Origin of the sequence: Neorhizobium vignae, assembly GCF_000732195.1 — a bacterium.
Lineage (GTDB): Bacteria > Pseudomonadota > Alphaproteobacteria > Rhizobiales > Rhizobiaceae > Neorhizobium > Neorhizobium vignae.
This window is the reverse complement of record NZ_JNNU01000002.1, coordinates 267,326-282,518: the sequence shown is the minus strand read 5'-3', so window position 1 is coordinate 282,518 and position 15,193 is coordinate 267,326. Positions and strand designations below refer to the sequence as shown.

At 63.4% G+C, this 15,193-nt stretch carries 18 protein-coding genes; 6 read left to right on the top strand and 12 right to left on the bottom strand.

Annotated elements, in window-relative coordinates; translation table 11 throughout:
- Window positions 1-15: 15 nt before the first annotated feature.
- The 6 genes from GQ59_RS01535 to xylF form a co-directional block, all read right to left on the bottom strand.
- Complete coding sequence (locus tag GQ59_RS01535) at window positions 16-336, bottom strand: DUF423 domain-containing protein (protein ID WP_244447897.1); 321 nt, start codon at window positions 334-336, stop codon at window positions 16-18.
- A 55-nt stretch (window positions 337-391) separates the two neighbouring features.
- Window positions 392-781, bottom strand: a complete 390-nt coding sequence (locus tag GQ59_RS01530; protein ID WP_037076652.1) for a group II truncated hemoglobin — start codon at window positions 779-781, stop codon at window positions 392-394.
- Window positions 782-906: 125 nt separating this feature from the next.
- Window positions 907-1,086 (bottom strand): hypothetical protein, encoded by a 180-nt coding sequence (locus GQ59_RS01525; RefSeq protein WP_037076649.1) that lies wholly within the window; start codon window positions 1,084-1,086, stop codon window positions 907-909.
- 208 nt (window positions 1,087-1,294) lie between these two features.
- Window positions 1,295-2,080, bottom strand: a complete 786-nt coding sequence (locus tag GQ59_RS01520) for an ATP-binding cassette domain-containing protein (RefSeq protein ID WP_037076646.1) — start codon at window positions 2,078-2,080, stop codon at window positions 1,295-1,297.
- 14 nt (window positions 2,081-2,094) lie between these two features.
- Entirely contained in the window at window positions 2,095-3,420 is a 1,326-nt protein-coding gene (locus tag GQ59_RS01515; protein ID WP_037076644.1) for a sugar ABC transporter permease, read from the bottom strand.
- Between the two features lie 195 nt (window positions 3,421-3,615).
- Window positions 3,616-4,656 (bottom strand): D-xylose ABC transporter substrate-binding protein, encoded by a 1,041-nt coding sequence (gene xylF, locus GQ59_RS01510; RefSeq protein WP_037076642.1) that lies wholly within the window; start codon window positions 4,654-4,656, stop codon window positions 3,616-3,618.
- A gap of 201 nt (window positions 4,657-4,857) precedes the next feature.
- Between xylF and GQ59_RS01505 the strand changes: the two genes are divergently transcribed.
- Window positions 4,858-6,084 carry an ROK family transcriptional regulator gene (locus tag GQ59_RS01505; protein ID WP_037076639.1) on the top strand — a complete coding sequence of 409 codons (1,227 nt, stop codon included), beginning with the start codon at window positions 4,858-4,860 and terminating at the stop codon, window positions 6,082-6,084.
- 46 nt (window positions 6,085-6,130) lie between these two features.
- Window positions 6,131-6,355: a hypothetical protein gene (locus tag GQ59_RS01500; RefSeq protein WP_037076637.1), complete on the top strand. Its 225-nt coding sequence runs from the start codon at window positions 6,131-6,133 to the stop codon at window positions 6,353-6,355.
- Here GQ59_RS01500 and GQ59_RS01495 read toward each other — a convergent pair.
- Entirely contained in the window at window positions 6,352-6,834 is a 483-nt protein-coding gene (locus GQ59_RS01495) for a hypothetical protein (RefSeq protein WP_037076635.1), read from the bottom strand. The two genes, GQ59_RS01500 and GQ59_RS01495, sit on opposite strands and share 4 nt — an antisense overlap.
- Window positions 6,835-6,950: 116 nt before the next feature.
- Here GQ59_RS01495 and GQ59_RS30470 point away from each other — a divergent pair, with 116 nt between their 5' ends.
- Both GQ59_RS30470 and GQ59_RS30860 read left to right on the top strand, forming a co-directional pair.
- The gene (locus tag GQ59_RS30470; RefSeq protein WP_051903735.1) at window positions 6,951-7,172 is read left to right on the top strand and encodes a type II toxin-antitoxin system Phd/YefM family antitoxin; all 222 of its coding nucleotides are present in this window, start codon (window positions 6,951-6,953) and stop codon (window positions 7,170-7,172) included.
- Entirely contained in the window at window positions 7,111-7,296 is a 186-nt protein-coding gene (locus GQ59_RS30860; protein WP_244447887.1) for a PIN domain-containing protein, read from the top strand. The genes GQ59_RS30470 and GQ59_RS30860 overlap by 62 nt, the downstream gene beginning before the upstream one ends.
- Window position 7,297: 1 nt before the next feature.
- Here GQ59_RS30860 and GQ59_RS01485 read toward each other — a convergent pair whose 3' ends face one another.
- From GQ59_RS01485 to GQ59_RS01475, 3 genes are read right to left on the bottom strand one after another with little or no spacing between them, the layout of a single operon-like run.
- Window positions 7,298-8,146 (bottom strand): transglutaminase family protein, encoded by an 849-nt coding sequence (locus GQ59_RS01485; RefSeq protein ID WP_037076633.1) that lies wholly within the window; start codon window positions 8,144-8,146, stop codon window positions 7,298-7,300.
- Window positions 8,147-8,173: 27 nt separating this feature from the next.
- A complete protein-coding gene (locus GQ59_RS01480) occupies window positions 8,174-9,115 on the bottom strand; it encodes an alpha-E domain-containing protein (RefSeq protein ID WP_037076631.1) in 942 nt (313 codons plus the stop codon).
- A gap of 12 nt (window positions 9,116-9,127) precedes the next feature.
- On the bottom strand, window positions 9,128-10,537 hold the full coding sequence (locus GQ59_RS01475) for a circularly permuted type 2 ATP-grasp protein (RefSeq protein ID WP_037076629.1): 1,410 nt from the start codon (window positions 10,535-10,537) through the stop codon (window positions 9,128-9,130).
- 345 nt (window positions 10,538-10,882) lie between these two features.
- Here GQ59_RS01475 and GQ59_RS01470 point away from each other — a divergent pair, with 345 nt between their 5' ends.
- Together GQ59_RS01470 and GQ59_RS01465 are read left to right on the top strand one after the other, a co-directional pair.
- Window positions 10,883-11,758, top strand: coding sequence for a DMT family transporter (locus GQ59_RS01470; protein WP_037076627.1), 876 nt, complete (start codon window positions 10,883-10,885; stop codon window positions 11,756-11,758).
- A gap of 85 nt (window positions 11,759-11,843) precedes the next feature.
- The gene (locus tag GQ59_RS01465; RefSeq protein WP_037076624.1) at window positions 11,844-12,587 is read left to right on the top strand and encodes an SDR family oxidoreductase; all 744 of its coding nucleotides are present in this window, start codon (window positions 11,844-11,846) and stop codon (window positions 12,585-12,587) included.
- 57 nt (window positions 12,588-12,644) lie between these two features.
- Here GQ59_RS01465 and GQ59_RS01460 read toward each other — a convergent pair whose 3' ends face one another.
- Window positions 12,645-14,351, bottom strand: coding sequence for a DEAD/DEAH box helicase (locus GQ59_RS01460; protein ID WP_037076621.1), 1,707 nt, complete (start codon window positions 14,349-14,351; stop codon window positions 12,645-12,647).
- A gap of 408 nt (window positions 14,352-14,759) precedes the next feature.
- Window positions 14,760-15,116, bottom strand: coding sequence for a hypothetical protein (locus GQ59_RS01455; RefSeq protein WP_037076619.1), 357 nt, complete (start codon window positions 15,114-15,116; stop codon window positions 14,760-14,762).
- Window positions 15,117-15,193 lie beyond the last annotated feature (77 nt).

Sequence of the window (15,193 nt, the reverse complement as noted above, 5' to 3'; positions counted from 1 at the left end):
AGGCCAGAAGGCGCCTTAAACCTCCCGCGCCTTCAATAACGCTCCCGCCGCCACGATCAGCCAGCCCAGCATCATCCCCGTTCCGCCGAGCGGCGCGGCCATCGGAAACAGCCGGTCGCCGAGATAGTGGCGCGAGACGAGATCGCCGGCGAAGATGATCGTGCCGAGGCCGAGCACCAGCGCGGCAAGCGTTGCCGTGCGAACATGCCGGTGGCCGAGATAGAGCCCGAGCAGGACCGGCGCATGCGCCAGACACATGGTCGAGGCGGAGCCTAAGAAAACCGTGTCGCCACCGTGGCTCGCCGCTGCGGCCAGAGCGACGCCCGCGGCGCCCATCAGCCCGCTCACAAACAGAATCAACGGCCGCAATTTATGGAGTCTTTGCAACGGCCTATTCCTTGTTCTGCATGTGGAAAGCCAGCCGCTCAATCGGCGGCCAGATGATCTCGCGCAGTTTCGGATTTTCGATCGTCTCGTCCATGGCGCGGCGGAAGCAGAGCATCCATTCGTCGCGCTCGAGAGGCCCGATCGCCGCGCCGAAATGGCGTGAGCGCAGCCGCGGGTGGCCGTGTTTTTCCACATAGACCGGCGGGCCGCCGAGATAGCCGGTCATATAGTCGTAGAGTTTCGCTTCGCTGCCTTCGAGGCTCGGCGGATGGACGGCGCGGCAATGGGCCGCTTCCGGCAGCGTGTCCATCAGCTCGTAGAAGCGTTTTGTCAGCGCCCGCACTGTCGCGTCGCCGCCGATCGCCTCGTAAAGTGTGATGGTCTCGTCTGCCATGCCCGTCCGGCCCGCTCGTTCTGATCGTTCCGAACGGTGTTACCGATCCGTGCCCGAGCGGGCAAGCGCCACGGCGTCGCACACAGCCTTGTTGTGCGGCCATGCGGCGCCGAATAGATCGTTTGCTATTCCGACCCCGCATCCACCTCTTTCGCATCGGGCTCGGCCATGGAGCCGGCGCCGGGCGTCTTCTCCCTGTCGATCAGACGCTCCTTGGCATATGGGCCGGCCGGCGAATGTCGTGCCGTCCTCAGCGGCTTTCCCCTGTGCTCGATGACTTCCTGCGCAGTCCGTTCTTCAGGCATTTTGATCCTCCGTGTTGGGGTTTCAGAAAAGCCAACGTTGGAGGAGGAGAGGAGTTCCAAGATGCCGGGACTGGCAACAGCCTGCCGATTTCGCAACGGGACGCGGCCTGCTGTGAAGAGAAGGCGGAACCGGGAGAACCCGGTTCCGCCTCTGCGCCACCCTTGATCAGCGGCGGGCTTCAAAGGGCGGCGCAATTCCGTCCGGCAGTCATGCCACTTTCATGGCGCCGGGGCCGGGCGTGGCGCCGGGCGGCACCTTGCCGAGGATGATCATGCCGAGCACCTCGTCCTTGGTGACGTCCTCGGTGCGGGCATGGCCGACCACCTTGCCGTTCTTCATCACGAAGACGCGGTCGGCGAGGTCGAAGACGTCGTGGATGTCGTGGCTGATCAGAAAGATGCCGATGCCTTCGCGTTTCAGTTGCTTGATGAGGTCGCCCACCTGCGCCGTCTCCTGCGGCCCAAGCGCTGCCGTCGGTTCATCCATGATCAGGATGCGGGCGTCGAACAGGATGGCGCGAGCGATTGCCACCGATTGCCGCTGCCCGCCGGAGAGCGCCTTCACCGGTTCCTTGAAGCGCTTGAAGTTGGGATTCAGGCGCCCCATCACCTCGCGGGTGCTGGCCTCCATGGCCACGTCGTCGAGCGTGCCCCATTTGGTCTGCAGCTCGCGGCCGAGATAGAGATTGGCGGCGGCATCGACATTGTCGGCAACGGCGAGCGTCTGGTAGATCGTCTCGATGCCGTATTTCTTGGCGTCGCGCGGGTTGCGGATATCGGCGGCCTCGCCGTTGATCATGATGTCGCCGTTGTCGCGCTTGTAGGCGCCCGACAGGACCTTGATCAGCGTCGACTTGCCGGCGCCGTTATGGCCTAGCAACGCCACGACCTCGCCGGGGAAAAGATCGACCGAGGCATTCTCGACAGCGTGAATCCCGCCGAAGGAGATGGAAATGTTCTTCATTTCCACGAGCGGAGTGTTTTGTTCCGTCACGATGAAAACTCCTGTTACTTGGCGCGAGCGCGGTAGACGGTGTCGAGCCAGACGGCGGTGACGAGCACCATGCCGACGACGATGCGCTGGAACGGCGAATCGATGCCGAGCAGCACCATGCCCGATTGAAGCGACTGCATGACGAGCGCGCCGAGCATGGCGCCGGCGATCGATCCCATGCCGCCGGCAAGCGAAGTCCCGCCGATGACCGCAGCTGCGATCGTGTAGAGCTCGTCGAGCTCGCCTTGCGCATTGGTGGCGGCGTTGAGGCGGGCGGTGGAGATCGCCGCGGCGATGGCGCAGAGCATGCCCATCAGCGCGAAGATCTTGACCGTCACCCAGCGGGTCTTGATGCCGGCGAGTTCGGCTGCTTCCGGATTGCCGCCGATCGCGAAGACGTAACGGCCGAAGCGCAGGCGTGTGGCGATGAAGGTCATGACGATGCCGACGGCGATCGCCATCAGCACCGGGATGGCGATGCCTTGGGAGATCAGCAGGCCACCTTCCGGCCAGGCAATGTTGTTTGCCTCGGCGTAACGCCGGGCGATGGCGATCGGCCAGTAATATTGGTTGGCGATCCACACCGCGCCGAGCACGACGATACAGCCGAGTGCGACCAGCACGTATTCGGCCCAGACCGGCCGGCGCGGGAAAGAGAAGCGCTTGCGCTGGTGGCGGGCGTTGATGATCGCCGCGATGATGGCGAGACAGGCGATGATGCCGACGATCCAGCTCCAGGTGGCGCCGATCGAGCCTTCCGTGCCGCCACCCATGAGGCGGAAGTTGACGTCCATCGGCGCGACCGTCTGGCCGCTCGTTACGAACCAGGTGGCGCCGCGCCAGATGAGCAGACCGCCGAGCGTGACGATGAAGGAGGGCACGCCGAGGAAGGCGATGATGACGCCGTGCAACGTGCCGATCAGCGCGCCGACGATCAGTCCACCGGCCAGCGCGATGATCCAGATGGCCGGGTGGTTGAAGCCGAACAGTTCCGGCAGGAGCCGGGCCTGCAGCACGCCCATGATCATGCCGGTGAAGCCGAGGATCGAGCCCACCGAAAGGTCGATGTTGCGGGTGACGATGACGAGCACCATGCCGGTCGCCATGACGGCGACCGAGGCGGTCTGCACCGAGAGGTTCCAGAGGTTGCGCGGCGTCAGGAAGAGGCCGCCCGTCAGGATATGGAACCCGACCCAGATGATCAGCAGTGCGCCGATCATGCCGAGCATGCGCGTGTCGATCTCGGTCGCGCGGAAGAAGCGGGCAACGATATTGCCTTCCGCCTGTCCTGCCGCTCCCGATGTCTTGGAATTCGTTGTGGACTGTATTGTCTCGGCCATGATTCGCCGTTCCCCACTTTAGCGAGGCGCTGCGGCTCGAAGATGTCGAGCCGGATCACGCCTGCGCGACGTTCAGCCGCCGAGTAACCCGCTGGGGGTCCCTTTTACGCGGCCGCGCCATCTTACGCCGAAAACCGACGCCGCGGCAGAAGTGCTGCGGCGTCGGTGAGTTTATCGTCTGCGCAAAGCCATGCGTTATTTGCAGGCAGCCACTGCGCCGGCCTTGACGCCCTGGCAGGCTTCAGCCTTGCTGATCCAGCCCGCTTCGATGACGACGTTCAGGTTGTCCTTGGTGATCGCCTGCGGCTTCAGGAAGACCGACTGCATCTTGACCTTCTTCGGACCGCCTTCGAAGGTCTGGACGCCCTTGATCTCGGTCAGCTTCTTGCCGCCGGCAAGCGCCAGAGCGATTTCAGCGGCGTTCTTGCCGAGTTCTCGGCTGTCCTTCCAGACGGATACGGTCTGGGTGCCGAGCGCCACGCGGTTCAGAGCCGCCTTGTCGGCGTCCTGGCCGGAGACCGGAACCGAACCTGCCAAGCCCTGAGCGTCGAGCGCCGCGATCGCACCGCCGGCAGTGCCGTCGTTGGATGCGACGACCGCGTCGACCTTGTTGTTGTTCTTGGTCAGGAACTGCTCCATGTTCTTCTGGGCGTTCTCCGGCTTCCAGCCGTCGGTATAGGCTTCGCCGACATTCTTGATCTTGCCGGCGTCGATCGCAGCCTTCAGCACTTCCATCTGGCCGGCGAACAGGAAGTCCGCGTTCGGATCGGAAGAGGAGCCCTTGATGAAGACGTAGTTGCCTTCAGGCTTTGCCTTGAAGACTCCCTGTGCCTGCAGGCGACCGACTTCCTTGTTGTCGAAGGTGATGTAGAAGGCGGCGGGGTTTTCGATCAGGCGGTCGTAACCGACGATCGGGATGCCTTCGGCTGCTGCCTTTTCGACCGCCGGGCCGATGGCGCTCGAATCCTGCGCCAGAACGATCAGGGCTTTGGCGCCCTGCGAGATCAGCGACTCGACGTCGGTGAGCTGCTTTGCCGCGGACGACTGGGCATCAGCGGAAATATACTTGGCGCCGGCAGCTGCAAGCGCCTTCTTGATGGCGGCCTCGTCGGTCTTCCAGCGTTCTTCCTGGAAGTTCGACCAGGAAACGCCGACGACGAGATCGGCCGCCATGGCGGCGGTATGCATGGAAACGAGGATGGCCGCGCCGGCCATCAGCTTTACGAATGATCTCATAATGTCCTCCCGAGTGACGGCGGATGGGCGCTAGCCTCCGTGCTCTCCCCCCGCCAGATAATCTGCCGGAGAAAGCATTCAGCTTTTTTCTCGACAGTCGAGAAATTAGATGTCAGAGATTCTGAGGGCTGTCAATCGGCACTTGTGGAGGGGAAGGCACTGCCGTATCGACAGATGGAGTGAGGGAGGCTGCAGGCGGGAATGCTGGCGAAATCGAGCACGGAACTGGTCCGGCAGCAGAACAGCGCGCTCGTGCTGTCTGCGCTGCGTCGCCACGGCCGGCTCGCGCATACGGAGATCTCGGATGCGACCGGCCTGGCGTCGGCCACGATCTCCTCTATCACCGCCGACCTGGAGCGTGCCCGCATCATCGAAAAGAGCGAGCAGCAGGCGACCGTCGGCCGCGGACGGCCGCGCGTGCTGTTCAGCCAGCGCCGCAATTGCGGTTATCTCATCACCGTCATCATCTCGTCGGACCTGATTCAATATTCGCTGATCGATTATGCAGGCACGCTGCTCGACCGGTTCAGCGAACCCCGCGGCGAAGGCGGCACGGCAGCCTTCCTGGCTGCCATCTCGGCGGGCCTGGAACGGGCCGTCGAACGCTCCCGCATCGACCGCGGCAGCGTGCTCCTCGTATCGGTCAGCAGCAAGGGGCTGGCGCATCCGAGCGAACCGGTGCTCGTCTGGTCGCCGGTCTTCGGTTCCCAGCCGGTGGATTTTGCCGCGGCGTTGAAGGACGGCTGGCATGCCAAGGTCATCCTCAACAACGAGACGCTGCTGGTGGCGGGCGCGCTGCTCGAACGCCAGGTGAAGACGCAGGGCGGCGGCGAGCCTGTTCTCGCGGCGCTTTCGCTCGGCCACAGCATCGGGCTCGGGATCGCACGCCGGGTCGCAGGCGGGGTTCCGGAAATCTCGGCGCCCAATTTCGGGCACATGCTGCATATGCCGAATGGCGGGCTCTGTCGCTGCGGTGCGCGCGGCTGCGTCGAGGCCTATGCCGGCTTCTATGCCATCCTGCGCGCCGCCTTCGAGGTGCCGTTGGATACGATCCCGGCGAAATTCGTGCCGGTTGCCGAAATCGACAAGATCGCCGCCCGCGCCCGGCAGGGCAATCGCATGGCACAGCTCGCGTTCCGCAATGCGGGTGCCGCGTTGGGCTATGGCCTCTCGCGGCTGCTCAGTCTGCATGGCCATATGCCGGTCTTCATCACCGGTCCCGGCACGCGCTACCAGGACCTGCTGCAGGCGGGCATAGAGGAGGGGCTGGCGCAGACGCATGTGGTGCGGCTCGGCGGCATGCCGGGCCTGACCGTCGTGCCGGACGAGCCTTCCCTGGTATTCGAGGGACATCTCAACCTTGCATTTTCGATCGTCGACCAGGATATCATCGGTTCACGCCAGAGCATGCAGGCTGCCGGAGAATGACTTACGGTGAAGGACTGGCAGCGAACGACTGGCCGGGAGTAATACTATGATCGATCCGAACCATCCCTTCTACGAGCCGCTCTGGCGCCGGGTGCTGATCCCGGCGGTCTGCGCCGCGTGGGCGATATTCGAACTGGTTGCCGGAGAACCCTTCTGGGCGATCATCGTCGGCGCCATGGGTGCCTACGCCGCCTACAAGCTGTTCATCGAAAGGAAAAAGCCGCCGGCGGAGAAACCTGTCGATGCGCCGCAGGACCAGGATCTGAGCTAGCGCCAGAAGAGGCCTTTGATCGCGGTGTCGATCAGCAGGTTGGCAGTCTTCATGCGGGTATTGGCATTCTCCCGGAATTCCGGCGCAACCCCGTCGGGATGGTTGGCCTTGGCGAAATGCCGGCGTTTTTCGCCGAGCGTCGCCTCCGTGTCGGCAGCCGTGATGTCAAGCTCCGCGGCGATCTCCTCGGTCGTCAGCCGCAACAGGTGGGCGGGGATGACCGGTGCCGGTGGTGGCTCTTGCGGCTCCTCTTGCGCCAGCACCGATTCGATTGCGATCTCGGGAACGTCGGGAAGGAAGGCGAAATAGGCCTCGGTCCCCGTGGCGGTCACCGCCGGGCCGTCATCCGCCGGCGCGACGAACCCCATGCCGAGCCCCTTGATGCGGAAGCCCGTGCCGGTCTCTTCGGCCTCGTCCTCGCCGTGCTCCTGCTTCAGTCGCGTCAGCACCGACTGGAAGACCGATTGCCCAAACAGCATGCGCCACCTCTTTTATGGGGCGGGACTAGAGCATGCGGAGATGGTGTCGAGCTTGCGACGTATTGAATGAAGCTGAATATGACTATTTAGTGGTAATCTGTACAGGAGATATAGTCATGAAAGCAAAGACTATTGCTGCTGCGGAGTTCAAGGCGACCCGCCTTCGCCTGATCGACGAAATGAACGAGAGTGGCGAGTCCATCACGATCACGAAGCGGGGCCGGCCGGTTGCTGTTCTGACACCGGTAAGGTTCTGGGACATCCAAGATAAGACTCGTGCCTTTGGAGCCGGCGATTGCGGTCGAAAGCGTAAGGCTGCCCGGTGGTTTTCACAATGATCCAGCGGATCGAATAATCGCAGCAACCGCGCGCCACCTGGGCGTACCGCTGCTGACAGCGGACGAAGCAATCCGTGCCTACAGTACCCTCGGCTATCTCAACGCTATAGACGCAAGAGTTTGAATCACGCCTGCGTCTGGCTCTGCTCCTGTCCATTCTGGCTTTGGCTCTGCCTCTGCCCCGCCGCCACCGTCAGCGAAACCTTGAGGTTCTCGCCGGCCGGGCCGAGGCGCATGCCGGAGACGGGGGCGCAGTCGCGGTAGCAGAGGCCGGAGGCGACCCGGACATAGCTGTCGTTCGGGCAGATCTTGTTGGAAGCGTCGAAGCCGACCCAGCCGAGGCCCGGCAGGTGCACTTCCGCCCAGGCATGGGTTGCCGCCTGTTCGGTCGTGCCTTCCATCAGCAGGTAGCCGGAAATATAGCGAGCCGGGATGTCGAGTACGCGGGCGGCCGAGATGAAGATATGGGTATGGTCCTGGCAGACGCCGGTCTTTGCCTCCAGCGCCTGTTCGGCGGTGGTCTCGGTGCCGGTCGTACCTGGCGTATAGGCGACGGTCTCGTGGAGCGTCTCCATCAGCGCATGCATCTTGGCAAGCTCGCTGTCGCCCTTGAGGCTCCTGGCGAGTTCGCGGATGAGCTTGCCGGGCTTGGTCAGTGCGGTCTCGCGCAGGAACAGCCAGAGCGGGCAGAAACCCTGGTGCGGGCCGAAGACGCCGGCGCGGTCGTGGGTCTCCACTTCCCCTGAGGCGACGATGCGGATCATATGTTCGGTGCCCTCGGTGGAGACCAGCTCGACCCGGTTGCCGAACTGGTCGGCGTAACCCGCCTCGATCTTGGCGCCATCGACGGTGATCGACCAGTTGATGACCTTCTGGCCGGGGCCGTCGACCGGGGTCAGCCTGAGCCGCTGCAGCGAATAGGGCACCGGCTCGTCATAGAGATATTCGGTCGTGTGGGAAATCTTCAGCCGCATGTGCGGTAAATCCTGTGCCTGTTGGGCCTACTGGTAAAAACGGTAGCCTTCGGTGATTTCGGCGCTGAGCTGGTTGTTGCGGCTGACGAAATCCTCCAGGAATTCGTGCAGGCCCTGGTCCATGATGTCGGAGATCGAGCCACGCTTCAGCGTCGAGCGGATTGCTGCCGCAGTCTCATGCGCCTTCAGCCGCTCGTCGTAGGTCTGCGCCAGATAATCGAGGTTGCTGGTGATCTTCTCGTAGCAGTAGGCCAGCGAACGCGGCATCTGGACCTTCAGGATGAGGAAATCGGCGATGTTGGCCGATTGATATTCGCCGTCATAGACCCATCCGTAGGAACGGTGGGCCGAGACCGAGCGCAGGATCGATTCCCATTGGAAATTGTCGAGCGCCGAACCCACCTGGCTGACGGCCGGCAGAAGCACGTAATATTTCACGTCGAGGATGCGGCTGGTGTTGTCGGCGCGCTCGATGAAGGTGCCGATGCGGGAGAAATTGTAGAGGTCGTTTCTCAGCATCGAGCCGTGGAAGGCGCCGCGGATGAGGCCGCAGCGGTGCTTGATGACGTCGATCAGTTCCGGCAGGTCCGTCTGCTTCAGCTTGCGGGAAAGCCGGGCCTTCAGGTCGATCCAGCATTCGTTGGTCGCCTCCCAGGTTTCGCGGGTCAGCGCGGTGCGCACCATGCGGGCGTTGTTACGCCCGAATTCGATGCAGGACATGACGCTCGACGGGTTCGACGTGTCGCGCAGCAGGTAGTCGATAGCATCCGCCGCGGTCAGTTCGGTATGCACTTGCGAAAAGGCTTCGCGCACGCCGGCGCTTTCGAGCACGCCGTGCCAGTCCTCGTCGGAGGAGCCGGCGCGGGTCAGCGATACGCGCAGGCCAGCATCGACGAGACGGGCGATATTTTCCGCCCGCTCGATGTAGCGGAACATCCAGTAGAGGCCGTTTGCAGTTCTTCCGAGCATGTATCTACGACCTCAATCTTCCAGTACCCAGGTGTCCTTGGTGCCGCCGCCCTGGCTGGAATTGACCACCAGCGAACCCTGTTTCAGGGCCACGCGGGTCAAACCGCCGGGGATGATCTTCACCTTGTCGGAAACGAGCACATAGGGGCGCAGGTCGACGTGGCGGGGGGCAATCCCCTTGTTGACGAAGATCGGCACGGTGGACAGCGCCAGTGTCGGCTGGGCGATGTAGTTGTCCGGCCTGGCCGCCAGTTTCTCGGCAAAGTCGGTGCGCTCCTTCTTGCTGGCGGTCGGGCCTACCAGCATGCCGTAGCCGCCCGAACCGTGCACTTCCTTGATGACCAGTTCCTCGATGTGCTCCAGTACGTATTTGAGGCTGTCGGGCTCGGAACAGCGCCAGGTCGGCACGTTTTCGAGCAGCGCCTTGCGGCCCGTATAGAATTCGACGATCTCGGGCATGTAGGAATAGATCGCCTTGTCGTCGCAGATGCCGGTGCCGGGGGCATTGGCAATGGTGATGTTGCCGGCCCGGTAGACGTCCATGATGCCGGGAATGCCGAGCGCCGAATCCGCGCGGAAGGTCATCGGATCGAGGAAGTCGTCGTCGACGCGGCGGTAGAGCACGTCGATCGCCTCGTAGCCGCGGGTGGTGCGCATCTTGACGCGTCCGTCGATGACCCTCAGATCGGCACCTTCGACGAGCTCGACGCCCATCTGGTCGGCGAGGAACGAGTGTTCGTAATAGGCCGAATTGAAGATGCCGGGCGTCAGCACCGCGACGCGTGGCCGGCCCTTGCAGCCGGGAGGGGCAAGCGAGGCGAGCGACTGGCGCAGCAGCCGCGGATAGTCCTCGACCCGCTGCACCTTGTTCAGCGTAAACAGTTCGGGGAACATCTGCATCATGGTTTCCCGGTTTTCCAGCATGTAGGAAACTCCGGACGGCGTGCGGGCATTGTCTTCCAGCACGTAGAACTGGTCCTCGCCGGTGCGCACGATGTCGGTGCCGACGATATGGGTGTAGACGCCGCCGGGCGGCTTGAAGCCGATCATTTCGGGAAGGAAGGTGACGTTCCTCTCGATCAGCGCGCGGGGAATGCGGCCGGCCTTGATGATCTCCTGCTTGTGGTAGATGTCGTCGAGGAAGGCGTTGAGCGCGAGAACCCGCTGCTCGATGCCCTGCGCAAGCTTGCGCCATTCGCGAGCCGAGATAATGCGGGGAATGATGTCGAAGGGGATGAGCTTTTCGGAACTGTCCGCGTGTCCATAGACCGCAAATGTGATGCCCGTCTTTCTGAATATGTTTTCCGCATCCTGGGTTTTGCGGATCAGGTGCGCAGCATCCTGACTGGCATACCATTCATGATAGGTCTTGTATGGCGGTCGCGGAAGGTTTTCCGCAGTCAACATTTCGTCAAATGCCAAAGGCGCATTCCCCTTTTTTGGCCATAAGAGTACAACGGTGAAGGCAATGCAAGAACTGTGCGCAATTGGCGGAAAAGAATTCCGCGCGTCAAAAAAATACAGCTTCGACGCTCCCCCCGCCAGTAAATGCGCTGATTCTGGCGCTCGGCAAGCTCCCTACTTTAGGAGGAGGTGAATAAGTCTCCTGCCTTGAAAAACATCAGCTGCCCAAGTCCTGTTCAGGCAGTGGTCAAGCGCCGCTCATTGCAATCATCAGTTTTTCTGCTTTGACGATGAAACGGGGTGGGAATAAGCAGGCGGCTTCCATGACAACGGCCGCTGCCGAAATCTCCGCCGGACATCCCCATCATGCTCGACCGCCTGGCTCCGGCCCTCTTCGTCTTCCTCTGGTCCACGGGCTGGATCGTCGCGAAATATGCGGCGGTGCACGCCGACCCGCTGACGTTCCTGGCCGGGCGGCACGCACTCGCCGCCGCGGCGTTTTTCGCGGTCTGCCTGATCATGCGGGCAAAATGGCCGAAGAGCCGGGCCCAGCTCGGCCATGCGATATTCTCGGGTGTTTTCCTGCACGGGCTCTATCTCGCCGGCGTCTGGTATGCGATCGGGCAGGGCGTGCCGGCCGGGCTTTCCGGCATCATCGCCGGCCTGCAGCCGCTGCTGACCGCCATGGTCGCACCGCTTTTCCTCGGAGAGCGACTCAAGCCCTTGCAGAAGGTCGGCCTGGCGCTCGGTTTTGCCGGCATTCTGATCGCGATCTCGCCGCAGCTTCTCGACCTCTTCGAGCGCGGACTGGCCGGACTTGCGGTTCCCGTGCTGATCAACCTCGTCGCCATGACGTCGGTTACCTACGGCACGCTCTATCAGAAGCGGCACCTGCAGGAGGGCGACCTGTTCTCGATCGCCACGCTGCAATTCGTCGGCGCGCTGATCGTCACCATCCCACTGGCGCTCAGCCTTGAAAACCTGCGCTTCGACTGGACGCATGAGGCGATCTTCGCCATGGCCTGGTCTGTGCTTGGCCTGTCCATGGGCGCCGTTGGCCTGCTGCTCTACCTCATCCGCCGCGGCCAGGTGTCCCGCGCCGCCTCGCTCATCTACCTGATGCCCCCGGTGGTGGCGATCGAGGCTGCCATCCTTTTCGGGGAACCGCTGACCCTGCCGATGATCGTTGGCACGGTGATCGTGGTGGCGGGCGTCTACATGGTGAACCGGAAGGCCTGAAGGGATTTCATTCGGTCAGGAAACGGGTGTCGGTGTGAACCGTGGCCCCTTAGACAGCGGATGTAAACCCAAGAGGAGCTACATCATGCTGACCAACAAAGTTGCCATCGTTACCGGCGCATCAAGCGGCATCGGCCGGGCCGCCGCCCTTCTCTTCGCCCGGGAAGGGGCTGCCGTTGTTGTCAACGCGCGAGGCGAGGCGGAACTCCAGAAGCTTGTTTCGCAGATCGAGGCGGCCGGCGGCCGTGCGGTCGCCGTGGCAGGCGACGTCGTGGACGAGGAGACCCACCGGGCATTGCTCGAAGCCGCGCTTGACCGGTTCGGTGGGCTCGACATCGCCCTGAACAACGCCGGTACGGTCGGGCCTTACAAGCCGCTAGGCGAAGTGACGCTGGAGGAGTGGCAGCATACCCTGACCATGAACCTCACGAGCGCCTTCCTCGGCGCCCGTTTGCAGATCCCGGCCATGCTCGAACGCGGCGGTGGGTCGATCATCTTCACCTCCACCTTCGTCGGCACCAGCGTCGGCATCCCCGGCATGGGGGCCTATGGCGCATCGAAGGCCGGGATCATGGGTCTGGTGAAAGGGATTACCGCCGACTACGGAGCGCGGGGCATACGCGCCAATGCGCTGCTGCCCGGCGGAACGGACACCCCCATGGGCGGCGACGCGGCGCAAAAGGAATGGGCGGCAGGCCTGCATGCTCTCAAGCGCATCGCTCAGCCCGAGGAAATCGCCCGGGCCGCACTGTTCCTGGCGAGCCCGATGGCGAGCTTCGTGGCAGGGTCGGCGCTCTATGCGGACGGCGGAAACGCTGCAGTCAAATGACAAAAAAAGAGGCCGCGCGAGCGGCCTCTTTAAGCTTGGTGCCTATGCGTGGTCTCGTTACGCCGGGCGGCGCGTGCGACCCTGCTGGCCGGAGCGGTTGTCGTTGCCGAACTTTACCGGGCCTCCGTTGCCAGTGGCCGGGCGGGCTGCTTCGACGCGCGGGCCGCGGTTGTTGCGCTGGGCAGCGGGTTCATGGGCGCCGTGTGCGGCATGGGGGTTCTGGGCCCCATTGCCGCCCTTGCGGTGTTCCTTGCGGGGCTCGGTGCGTGCCGGGCGGCCTTCGCCGTTCTGGGAGCCGAACTGCTTCTTGGCCGGGCGGAAATCCGACGTGGTCGTCAGGTCGTTGTCGACTTCCAGGCGCGGCGCGTCCTCACCGCGGCGCTGGCCGCGGAAATCGTCGTTGCGGCGGTTGTCGCGCTGCGGGCGGTCACCCTGGGGGCGGGCCGGACGCTGGGCACGATCGCCACCCTCGGCACCTTCCGCTGCGAAGAACGGCTTGCGGGCCGGACGTTCGCGGCGCTCGGGACGGCCTTCGCCGTTGCCGCGTGCCTGACCGTTGCCGCCCCGGCCGCGATTGGCCGCGCCGCCACGGTTGTTGTTGCCGGCACCGCCGCGTGGCTGACGACCGCCTTCGGGGCGTTCGCCGGATGCGACGGTGATCTCGATATTCATGAGGCGCTCGATGTCGCGCAGCAGACGCGCTTCGTCGGGAGCGCAGAAGGCAATCGCGATGCCGTCGCGACCGGCGCGTGCGGTACGGCCGATGCGGTGAACGTAAGCGTCCGGGACTTCCGGAAGATCGTAGTTGAAGACGTGGGTAACGCCGGGAATGTCGATGCCGCGGGCAGCAACGTCGGTGGCGACCAGAACGCGGATCTCGTTGTCACGGAAGGCCTTCAGGGCGCGCTCGCGCTGGCCCTGGCTCTTGTTGCCGTGGATCGAGGCAACCTTGAAGCCGATATGCTCGAGATGCTTGGAGAGCTTTTCGGCGCCGTGCTTGGTGCGCAGGAAGACCATGGCGCGGCCGGTCGGATTTTCTTCGAGCGACTTCTTCAGGAGGTCCGTCTTGTCGTTCTTGCCGACCACGAAGTGGACGAACTGTTCGACCTTGTCGGCAGCCTTGCCCGGAGGCGTGACAGAGACCTGGACCGGATCCTTGAGGAAGTCGGACGCAAGATCGGCGATTGCCTTCGGCATGGTGGCCGAGAAGAGCAGGGTCTGGCGCTTGTTCGGCACCATCTTGGAAATCTTGCGCAGATCGTGAATGAAGCCGAGATCGAGCATCTGGTCGGCTTCGTCGAGAACGAGGTAACGAACCGCGGTCAGGCCGATGGCACGGCGGGCGATCAGGTCGAGCAGGCGGCCTGGGGTGGCGACGAGAATGTCGGTGCCCTTTTCGAGCTGCAGCTGCTGCTTGTTGATCGAGGCGCCGCCGACGACGGCGTTGATCTTCATCGGCGTACCGCGCACGTAGCTCTTCAGGCTGGCGGCGATCTGGTTGACCAGTTCGCGGGTCGGAGCAAGGATGAGCGTGCGGGTGGTGCGGTTGTCAGGACGCTTCGGGTCCTTGGCAAGCATTTCGATGATCGGCAGACCGAATGCGGCAGTCTTGCCGGTGCCGGTCTGGGCAAGGCCGATCATGTCGCGGCCTTCGAGAAGCTGGGGGATCGCCTGGGCCTGGATCGGGGTCGGTGTTTCGTAACCGAGCGCAAACAGAGTGGCTACGGTCTGCTTGGACAGACCAAGCTCATGGAAATTCGTCAAGTCGAATACCTTTTCGGGGCGCCAAAAGCGTATCGCCGAACTGGCACCATGCCGTCCGGTCTGCCTTTGGCGTCAAGAACCCCGCGTGAAGTGGGAACTTGCAAGTTGGAAATTGCTCTCCAGCGCTTAAACCCTCCGGGATCGAGGGCGATCTATCTGTGCGCCTTGTTCCTTCTTCGCGGTGTCTTTAATGACGCGGGGCCAACTCACGCGGCGGCCGGAAGGTGAAAGCTGGAGCGCATTTGGTGGTTTTCCGGGCAAAAGTCAAGCAGATGTTTCGCCATCGCGAAATGGAGCGACTTCGCGGCTACGGCCGCAACGGCGCGCAGAATGTCTCCACCACAGCAAAAAGCCTGCCTCCGCCGGCGGCGGAAACAGGCTCTGTCGGTATGCGATAAACCTAGCGGATCAGCGCGAGCAGACTTCGACGCGATAGGGCTCGCCATAGCGGTTGCGGCGCCATTCGAGTTCGCAGACCGGCGGGTAGTCGCGATAATAAGCGCGGCGGTAATAGACAGGAGGCGGGGGCGGGGGAGCGTAGTCGTATTCCGGCTCCACGTATTCGGGCTCGGCATAGGCCGGCCGCTGCGATCCGGCGACGATCGCGCCGCCGATGATGCCGCCGGCAAGGCCTGCGGCCACGCCCGGCCAGACGTTGCGATTGTGGCGGTCGCGGGCTTCTGCCGCCGGAGCCGTCGCCGTCAGGGCGCCCGCTACGGACAGTGCGACGAGGCCGAGTGATATCGTCTTCTTCAATGCCGACATGTCTTTTCCTTTCCCTTTTTGTCCTCAAGGGGTCCAGAAATCGTGGCGTGCAAAGGCGGCGGATTGATGAAGACGAT